The sequence below is a fragment of the Vibrio agarilyticus genome (assembly GCF_012641465.1).
GTDB lineage: Bacteria > Pseudomonadota > Gammaproteobacteria > Enterobacterales > Vibrionaceae > Vibrio > Vibrio agarilyticus.
Window position 1 is genome coordinate 1 of record NZ_JABAIK010000047.1, and the last position, 1,194, is coordinate 1,194.

Genomic DNA, 1,194 nt, shown 5'->3' on the forward strand with positions numbered 1-1,194 from the left:
TGTAACCCTCCCCATTTTAGTGGCAGTCTAAATTAGAGTTTTTCCTACTTTCATGCTTAGCCAGATATTCCCAAGGGGTTAGATCATTGAGAGAGTCATGGGGTCTCTCGTTGTTGTATTCCATCATCCAGTTTTCTGTAATTTCTCGGACTTCGGACAACGTTTTAAATACATACATGTTAAGAACTTCAGTTCGATAAGTTCGGTTAAAACGTTCAATATATGAGTTCTCAGTTGGCTTTCCTGGGCGGATAAATTCAAGCTCAACGCGGTTCTCTTCAGCCCACTCGGCCAATGCCGTTGAGATAAACTCAGGACCATTGTCCATGCGTAGTTTCTGGGGCGCACCACGCCAAGCAATAATACGCTCTAGGACTCGGATAACTCTCGGTGCGGGGAGGTTCAAGTCCACTTCAATGGCCAGTATTTCTCGATTAAAATCATCAACAACGTTGAAGGTACGAAAACGTCGCCCACAGACAAGGGCGTCACTCATAAAGTCGATAGACCAACAACTATTGACCCAATCAGGACAACAAAGCGGCGTTGGTTCCCGTTTGGGAAATCGCTTCTTTCCCTTTCGCCTCAAATTGAGTTTTAGAGAGCAATACACGCGATATACCCGCTTGTGGTTCCATGCGTGCCCCCAACGTTTAAGGACCTTGAAGAGTTTTCCAAAACCATACGCAGGGTAACGTTCTACCGCTTCCTGCACCTTGGCAATGACTTCGTCATCACGGTGCAGATCCGGACGATATCGATAGACGGAATCACTGATGCCAACCGCGCGGCAGGCCATTCTTAGGCTGACCTGAAAGTGTTGTCGAACGTATTCCACAAGTTCACGTTTAACCGCTGGCGTTACAGCTTTTTTTCTAAGATATCTTTGACGATACGATGTTCGAGGCTGAGATCTGCAAACATCTGTTTGAGCCTTCGATTCTCGTCCTCTAGCTCTTTCAGCCGTTTAACATCAGAAGCTTCCATACCGCCGTACTTGGATTTCCAGTTATAGTAGGTTGCATCAGAAATGCCGTATTCACGGCAGACCTCGTTAACTTTTCGCCCCGCTTCCACTTCTTTGAGGATCTTGACGATTTGCGATTCCGTATAGCGTGATTTTTTCATCAGACGTTCTCCGTTTGTTTCAGTGTAAACGGAAAAACTCTAATTGCTAACGACCAGCTTTTCGGG

1 protein-coding gene is annotated in these 1,194 nt (G+C 46.1%); it reads right to left on the reverse strand.

The features are described from left to right. Positions 1-16: 16 nt before the first annotated feature. Positions 17-1,128, reverse strand: a protein-coding gene (locus HGP28_RS18890) for an IS3 family transposase (RefSeq protein WP_439333872.1) whose coding sequence is annotated in 2 segments (ribosomal slippage) — positions 17-876 and positions 876-1,128 — 1,113 coding nt in all. Because the reading frame shifts where the segments join, the coding sequence is not laid out codon by codon here. Positions 1,129-1,194 lie beyond the last annotated feature (66 nt).